General features: G+C 37.5%; 5 protein-coding genes. 2 read left to right on the forward strand and 3 right to left on the reverse strand.

What is annotated here, in order from left to right; translation table 11 throughout:
• Positions 1–2 precede the first annotated feature (2 nt).
• Genes ON09_RS09025 through ON09_RS09030 form a run of 3 tightly spaced genes read right to left on the reverse strand, consistent with a single transcriptional unit; the run spans position 3 to position 4,715 of the window.
• Positions 3–1,595 carry a SusD/RagB family nutrient-binding outer membrane lipoprotein gene (locus ON09_RS09025; RefSeq protein WP_029204231.1) on the reverse strand — a complete coding sequence of 531 codons (1,593 nt, stop codon included), beginning with the start codon at positions 1,593–1,595 and terminating at the stop codon, positions 3–5.
• 11 nt (positions 1,596–1,606) lie between these two features.
• On the reverse strand, positions 1,607–2,158 hold the full coding sequence (locus tag ON09_RS25655) for a hypothetical protein (protein WP_202947134.1): 552 nt from the start codon (positions 2,156–2,158) through the stop codon (positions 1,607–1,609).
• Between the two features lies 1 nt (position 2,159).
• Positions 2,160–4,715, reverse strand: a complete 2,556-nt coding sequence (locus ON09_RS09030; protein ID WP_051010193.1) for a SusC/RagA family TonB-linked outer membrane protein — start codon at positions 4,713–4,715, stop codon at positions 2,160–2,162.
• 637 nt (positions 4,716–5,352) lie between these two features.
• Between ON09_RS09030 and ON09_RS09035 the strand changes: the two genes are divergently transcribed.
• On the forward strand, positions 5,353–6,249 hold the full coding sequence (locus ON09_RS09035; RefSeq protein WP_010600740.1) for a 3-hydroxyacyl-CoA dehydrogenase family protein: 897 nt from the start codon (positions 5,353–5,355) through the stop codon (positions 6,247–6,249).
• A gap of 31 nt (positions 6,250–6,280) precedes the next feature.
• Positions 6,281–7,303 carry a Holliday junction branch migration DNA helicase RuvB gene (ruvB, locus tag ON09_RS09040; protein ID WP_010600741.1) on the forward strand — a complete coding sequence of 341 codons (1,023 nt, stop codon included), beginning with the start codon at positions 6,281–6,283 and terminating at the stop codon, positions 7,301–7,303.
• Positions 7,304–7,431 lie beyond the last annotated feature (128 nt).

The raw sequence follows: 7,431 nt of genomic DNA on the forward strand, positions 1-7,431 counted from the left end.
ATTTAATTAACATCCCAGAAAATCTTCGAGGTATATGCATTCAACCCTGTCGGAACATTTGGATTTAAGTTATATTCAGTAGTTGGATATAGGTTTCTTACCGGAAGGCGATCGGCCGAGGTTGCTGAAGATTGTAGCGAAACAAAGGTGATGGTTGCCGCTGTACCTGATACAGCTGGATACCCCGTTCTTTTGTATTCCTGCCAGGCCTCATAACCATTCACAAAATTTAGTGCGATGTATTTTTGTGTAATAATCGCTTCCAGTTTTTGTGCATTGGTTGTGGCGAGTGAATAATTCACCAAATAACTTGCCGGATTCGCTGCCTTATAGGCGGTTAAATAACTAGTTAAAGCAGCATCAGTTGCCGATGTAGTGGTCGTGCCAGACTTCTGAAGATAATTATAAGATGCCTTTATTCCATTTTCGAAGTTAGTTGCAGCATCTCCTGATAATAAGTGGCCATTTAATGCAGCTTCCGCCAAAAGAAAATAGGTTTCTGCAGCTGGCATAATTAGCTGACCCATTACCCTGCTTTTTATGATGCCTTGTGTTTCAGGAGCATTTAATGCTGTACCTACACCGATATACCAAGCAGGATAACCAGAAATCCACGAAGAAACACCTGTTTCATTTCCCAATTGATTAATTGGGGTGGTCCCAGCAGTAAAGTTTTTGTAAATCAATGCGCCACGACTTGCATCAGTTAATTTTCCGCCGTTATAAAAAGCATAGATCCATCTGGTTGGAATTTGCTGGGCAGCATAGCTTCCATTGCTCCCTGTATAAGTAGAATGATAAGTGTTCCAGATTGGATTTTGTCTTGCACTCGTACTTACGTAACCTGGATTTATGGTTATATCTTCTGTTAGAAAACCTTCTGCAGAAAATGTACTAAAACCAGCAGCTGCATAAGATGCCAATGTTCCAGCCTGTGCCCTGGTTAAAATGCGGAGTTTGATGTTGTTTGCAAATTTGATCCATTTGGTTACATCGCCCTTAAACATTACGTCGGCACTGCCTAAAGCTGTTACCACAGAACTTGAACCATAGGTTTGGAGATCTTTGATGGCCGCATCTATTTCTGTAACAAGCGACTTGTAAACTGTAGCTGCATCATCATAATGTGGGGTAAGATTATCAACACCGGCTAAACCTTCAGAATAAGGTACATTACCGTATTCATCTACCAGAATCTGATAATAATAAGATTTCATCACCCGGGAAACCGCATTATATAATACAAACTTATTTACTCCGGTGGTAGACGTAATGATGTATTGATAACTTCTGAGATCAGAAAATGCAGCGTTGAATAAACCATTATTTGTTCCTGAATTCCAGTTGTAAGTAAAGAAAGTTGAACCGGTAAATGAATAGCCACCTGCATTTGCTTGATAGCCGGCCATCCAGGCACCATAATTAAAATACGTAACAAAGTTTGATGCAGTATTATTTAATGCTGCCGGCAAAACCAGATTTGGAGAAGATTCAGTTGCCGAGTTTGTATTTTCGTTTATATCCAAGTATTTCTTACAACCTAAGGCGGTAAAAATGATGACCGAAAGGATAGTTAATTTTAAAATTCTTTTCATAATTCTTGTCATTAAAAAGTTAATGATATAGTACCACCATAATATCTTGTAGGAGGCGTTTGAGATAGTGAAGTAATACCAACCGCATTGCTATCAGCTCCATTATTACTGTAATCAGGATCTGCGTATTCATTTGATTTTGGCATCCAGATGAAAAGGTTTCTGCCTTGTGCACTAATGGTTGCCGATTTAATGAACTTTACATTGCGAAGTACTGATGAAGGAAGTTTGTACGCCAGTGAAAGCTCCCTCAACTTCCAATAGTTTCCTGAATAAACGTAATTACTCGTCACACCAGAATAAAGGCTACTGCTTGTCCAAAAACCTGCACCACCATCAGATACCGTAATGCTATTGTTAGCCACATAGGTTCCTGATGTAGAATCATAGTATGAAGAGTTAGGGAAAATAAATTTTTCTCTGTTATAGTAAGCACTTCTGGCAGATGAACCAGAGAAATCATAAGTTGATCCGGCGGTGCTATACTGAACATAATTTGACCTGTATTCAAATAATCCTGAGAAAGTTAGCCCTTTCCAGCTTAACTGAAAATCTAATCCCAATCTATTTTTTTGGAATTGTATTGCCAAGGATATTCCCTGTAGTCGTACCAATGGGATATCCTGTATTCTGATCAACCACTACTCTACCTTCAGCATCCCTGATATAATCAGAACCAATAATAACAGGATAAATCTGACCCACCTGACCATAAATTGTAGTACTATTGCTTACTCCGATGCGGGTTAAATCGTTTGAGAGTGAAACCAGTTTGTTATCGTTATAGGTATAGTTACCGCCTACCGTTAATTTCCAATCGCCTTTTCTAATTGGCGTAAAGTGTAAAGCTGTTTCTAAACCCTCATTCGTTAACTCTCCGGTATTTAAAAGATAATAGCTATAACCTGTTGTTACCGGTACACCAGCAGTAATGGCCTGACCAGTTGAGCTGGTATTATAATAGGTTACGGTACCATCAATTAATCCATTTAACAATCTAAAATCAACACCACCTTCATACCCAGTAGTAATTTCTGGCTTTAAATTATTAGAAACCAGTGTATTATTAGGCGTATAACCTGTTCCATAACCATAACCGGTTTGCGAATCAAAAGTAGATTCCAAAGCGTAAGCGCCACCATTAGTAGTATTACCTACGTTTACGTTACCTACTTTTGATACACCTGCCCTGATTTTCATATAATCGATTACTTTGCTGTTTTTCAAAAAAGAAAAAGCATCAGTTGGAATGAATGAGATATCTGCAGCAGGATAAAAGAAAGAACGGTTTGCGGGTGCTAAAACTGATACCCAATCATTTCTTCCTGTTAAGTGCAAGTACAGATACTTTTTGTAACCTAATGTTACATCTGCCCATACACCATACTGGCGTGTATTATAATTGGTTTCGCTGGCTGATGGCGTTCCGGTAATGTTACCTAAATTATAAAGTTCATTAACCTGTAAACCACTTCCTGAAGCTCCAAGATATTTGTAATTGTAGCTCTTTAATGAAGTACCTATTAATGCATTAAGTGAAAAATCTTTGTAATCTTTCTTAATATTTGCAAAAAAGTCTGTACTGAAGTTACTTGTTGTTAATGTTTCATCAGATACGCCACTGCTTTCATTTGTTTTAGCAGAATGATCTAGTGTATACTGCGTATACGTATAACCCATTGTGCTGTTTTTATTCTTATAATAACGGTTACTGATTGCCGCTCGGTAAGTAAAATCAATCCAGTCAGCAGCTTTGTATTTTAACTCTAATAAACCAGTTAGATATTCATTCTGAGTATTTTGTCTGTAGTTATCAATAGCCCAATATGGGTTTTCGTAATAATCATTATAATAATTATCAGGATTTCCCCAGCCAGAGGTATTCTGCCAATCTTGATAAGATAACAGCGGAATCTGCGCTGGTGTATTTAAAAGGTTGTTATAGATTGTAGATGTAGCACTGGTAATATCATATTTGTTTTGCGTATAACTTGCATTGTAATTAGCACTGAAGTTTTTAGTAAAATTTCTAGATCCGTTATATCGCAATGATGTTCTGGTGTACTTATCTTTAGGTGTTGTACCTGATCCATCTAAATACTGAGCCGATAAATAAGTTGAAGATTTTTCATCTGCTGAAGAAATAGAGAAATCGGTTTGATTAGACACTCCTGTATTCCAGAAATCATATTTATCATCCGTGGCGGAGTATGTAGCATATTGTTGTGTGCCATTCTCTAATACACGCCCAATTGCCCTGGTTGAACCATCGAAAGCTGGTCCGTATTGTTGGTTTTCAATTGGATCGTATATCTGCGCATCAGAAGTTGAACCCGAACCGAAGGTATTTTGTAATAAGGGATAAAAGCTTACCTGTTCTAAAACTGTTGTATTCGAAAGTTTAATCACCGGTGTACCAATTTTTCCTTTTTTAGTGGTGATGATTAATGCACCGTTTGACGCATCAGATCCATACAACGCAGCCCCACTGGCTCCGTTTAAAACCGTGATATCTTCAATGTCATCAGGATTAAGATTACCAAGCAATGCATTGGGAACGACAGCACCATCTAACACGATTAAGGCCTGATTATTTCCTGTGATAGACCTGTTCCCCCTTAGCACTAAACGATAGCTTGGATTAACACCGCTACCTACAGCATTAATTTGTAAGCCTGCAACTTTACCCACTAAACCTCCTGCAATAGTGGGCGATTTTCCTGCTGTTAACGTTGATCCATCAATCCTAGTCGATGCATAACCTTGTTCCCTTGCAGCCCTTTTGATACCACCGGCAGCAATAACAACTTCATCCAATACACTAACATCAGATTCGAGAACCATATCAATAGTTTTAGCATTGACATTGAGTTCCCTTGTTTTGTAGCCAACAAAGGTAAACACGAGTACATCGTTGTTAGTGGTTTTAATGGAATAGGCTCCGTTTGCACCAGTTGTAACCCCATTGTTTGTTCCTTTAACGTTTACGCTTACCCCAGGAATTGGTAATCCGTCTTCTTTGGCAGATACCACCCCCGTAACAATTCTTTCTTGTGCGGATACTCTGGTAACCAGCAGTACAATAAAGAACAACAAACACTTTAGTAGTTTTCTTTTCATTTACATTTAATTTTAGTTTAATAGTTGATCATGTTTGTTGAAGAATTAATCATAACAAGGCCGCGACAGTACTGGAGAGGTACGCCCAAATGAACTTGTAAAATGATTAGTTTAATTTTTCATCGTATTAGGAAAACTTGAGGAGATTTCCAGTTCGTTGCGAACAAGTGCGATGATTAACAATTCAGCCTCTAAGAGATGGCAACGAAAAAAAATAAAATGTTAAGTATCGATAAAACCAACTATTGTATCGATCAATCATTTTAACAATGTTAAAATTAAATAAATCTGATTTTATCTGATAAATTTTACTATTACAGCGATAAAAATGTCTGATAAGTTATTTTTTATTTAACATTCTCAGCGAAATACTAAAATAGTTTCCTGTAAAGACAAAGTGGTAATACATAAACAATTCTCTAAGCGATAAATATTGCACGATAGATCAAAATATCAGGCTAAATGGATTTTCTTAGCAGATGCAGAGCTAAAAATCATGAATATCAGGATACATTTTTACTTATTTTTATAAAATTAGCAATATGAAAACGATGATCATTTTTTGGAGACTAAACAATATATTTGAAAGCCTCGTAAAGAGAACTAAGTTTATGAGCTAAACAAAATCATTTTCGTCATGATTAAAAATATTTCAGTAATTGGATCAGGTACAATGGGAAATGGGATTGCGCATGTATTTGCTCAGTTTAATTATCAGGTAAATCTGATCGATGTAAATCAAGAAGCACTTGATAAAGCTATTTTAACGATCACTAAAAATCTCGATCGACAGATTGCAAAAGGAACATTATCAGAAAACCAAAAGATAATTACCTTAGGAAACATCAAGACTTTTACTGCAATGAAAGATGGCGTTCAACATGCAGATCTTGTTGTTGAAGCTGCAACAGAAAACGTCGATTTAAAACTTAAAATCTTCAAAGATTTAGATCAGTTTGCACCAGCCGATGCAATTTTAGCCTCAAATACTTCGTCAATATCTATTACGCAAATTGCGGCGGCTACCAATCGTGGCGATAAAGTAATCGGCATGCATTTTATGAATCCTGTTCCGGTAATGAAGTTGGTGGAAGTAATTCGGGGTTATCAAACAACCAACGAAACGACAAAAACCATCATGTCACTTTCTGAAAGCCTGGAAAAGATACCTGTTGAGGTAAATGATTACCCAGGTTTTGTAGCGAACAGGATTTTGATGCCAATGATCAACGAAGCCATTTATACTTTATATGAAGGTGTTGCGGGAGTTCATGAAATCGATACGGTGATGAAGTTGGGCATGGCACACCCGATGGGTCCACTTCAACTGGCTGATTTTATAGGTTTAGATGTTTGTTTGGCAATATTGAAAGTGTTGCATGATGGGTTTGGAAATCCTAAATATGCTCCTTGTCCGCTATTAGTGAATATGGTTACTGCAGGAAAAAAAGGAGCAAAAACCGGAGAAGGTTTTTATAAATACACTGCTGGATCAAAGGAATTAATTGTGGCTGATAAATTTAAAAAATCCTAATTTTTTTAGCATTTAATTTTATATTTGCTCTATGAATGAAAATCTTGATCCAGATGCAAGCAACTTAACACCTACCGATAGAGATATTGAAAGGGTTTTAAGGCCACAAGCTTTTGAAGATTTTACCGGACAAGAGAAAGTGATGGAGAACCTGAGAATTTTTGTTCAGGCGGCTAAACTTCGTGGCGAGGCACTTGATCATGTGCTGCTTCACGGCCCTCCGGGATTAGGAAAAACAACGCTTTCTTACATTATTGCCAATGAGATGGGTGCTGGAATCAAAGTTACATCGGGTCCGGTATTAGATAAACCTGGTGATTTAGCTGGCTTACTTACGGGGTTAGACACAGGCGATATCTTATTCATTGACGAAATCCATCGCCTCTCTCCTTTGGTTGAAGAATATTTGTATTCAGCCATGGAAGATTTCAAGATTGATATCATGTTGGAGACAGGTCCAAACGCTCGTTCCGTTCAAATTTCCTTAAATCCATTTACACTGGTTGGCGCAACTACACGTTCGGGTTTGTTAACAGCGCCTTTGCGGGCTCGATTTGGTATCAATTGCCGTTTAGCTTATTACGATGCAAAGCTTTTAACCACCATTGTGTTGCGCTCATCTGATATTCTGAATACACCTATTGATGATGAAGGTGCTTATGAAATTGCCCGAAGAAGTAGAGGTACGCCTCGTATTGCAAATGCATTGTTACGTAGAACAAGGGATTTTGCACAAATTAAAGGTACTGGTAACATTGATCCTGAAATAGCTAACTATGCTTTAAATGCATTAAATGTAGATGAACATGGTTTGGATGAAATGGACAATAAGATCTTGGTTACCATTATCGATAAATTTAAAGGTGGTCCGGTGGGCTTAAAAACCATCGCTACGGCTGTAGGTGAAGATGAAGGTACGATTGAAGAAGTTTATGAGCCCTTTTTAATTCAGGAAGGTTACATCATGCGCACCTCCCGCGGACGAGAGGTAACAGAAGCAGCATACAAACATTTGAAGAAAAATTTCCCTGGCCAGACTGGAAAATTGTTTTAGTTTTTTTCGTCGCAGATCTAATCGTTTTTGGTTATATCTATTCAAAATGCTATTTAGCCAATAATATCTCGCTATATATTATCTGCTCATGATCATGTTTGCAGCGCTATCGTTATGATAAGTGTGTA

The sequence above is a fragment of the Pedobacter agri PB92 genome (assembly GCF_000258495.1).
In the GTDB taxonomy this organism is placed as follows: Bacteria; Bacteroidota; Bacteroidia; order Sphingobacteriales; family Sphingobacteriaceae; genus Pedobacter; species Pedobacter agri.

Bases quoted from the DNA above. Each gene is read 5' to 3' on its own strand.
- ON09_RS09025 (WP_029204231.1), bottom strand. From the start codon at position 1,595: ATGAAAAGAATTTTAAAATTAACTATCCTTTCGGTCATCATTTTTACC.
- ON09_RS09030 (WP_051010193.1), bottom strand. From the start codon at position 4,715: ATGAAAAGAAAACTACTAAAGTGTTTGTTGTTCTTTATTGTACTGCTG.
- ON09_RS09035 (WP_010600740.1), top strand. From the start codon at position 5,353: ATGATTAAAAATATTTCAGTAATTGGATCAGGTACAATGGGAAATGGG.
- ruvB (WP_010600741.1), top strand. From the start codon at position 6,281: ATGAATGAAAATCTTGATCCAGATGCAAGCAACTTAACACCTACCGAT.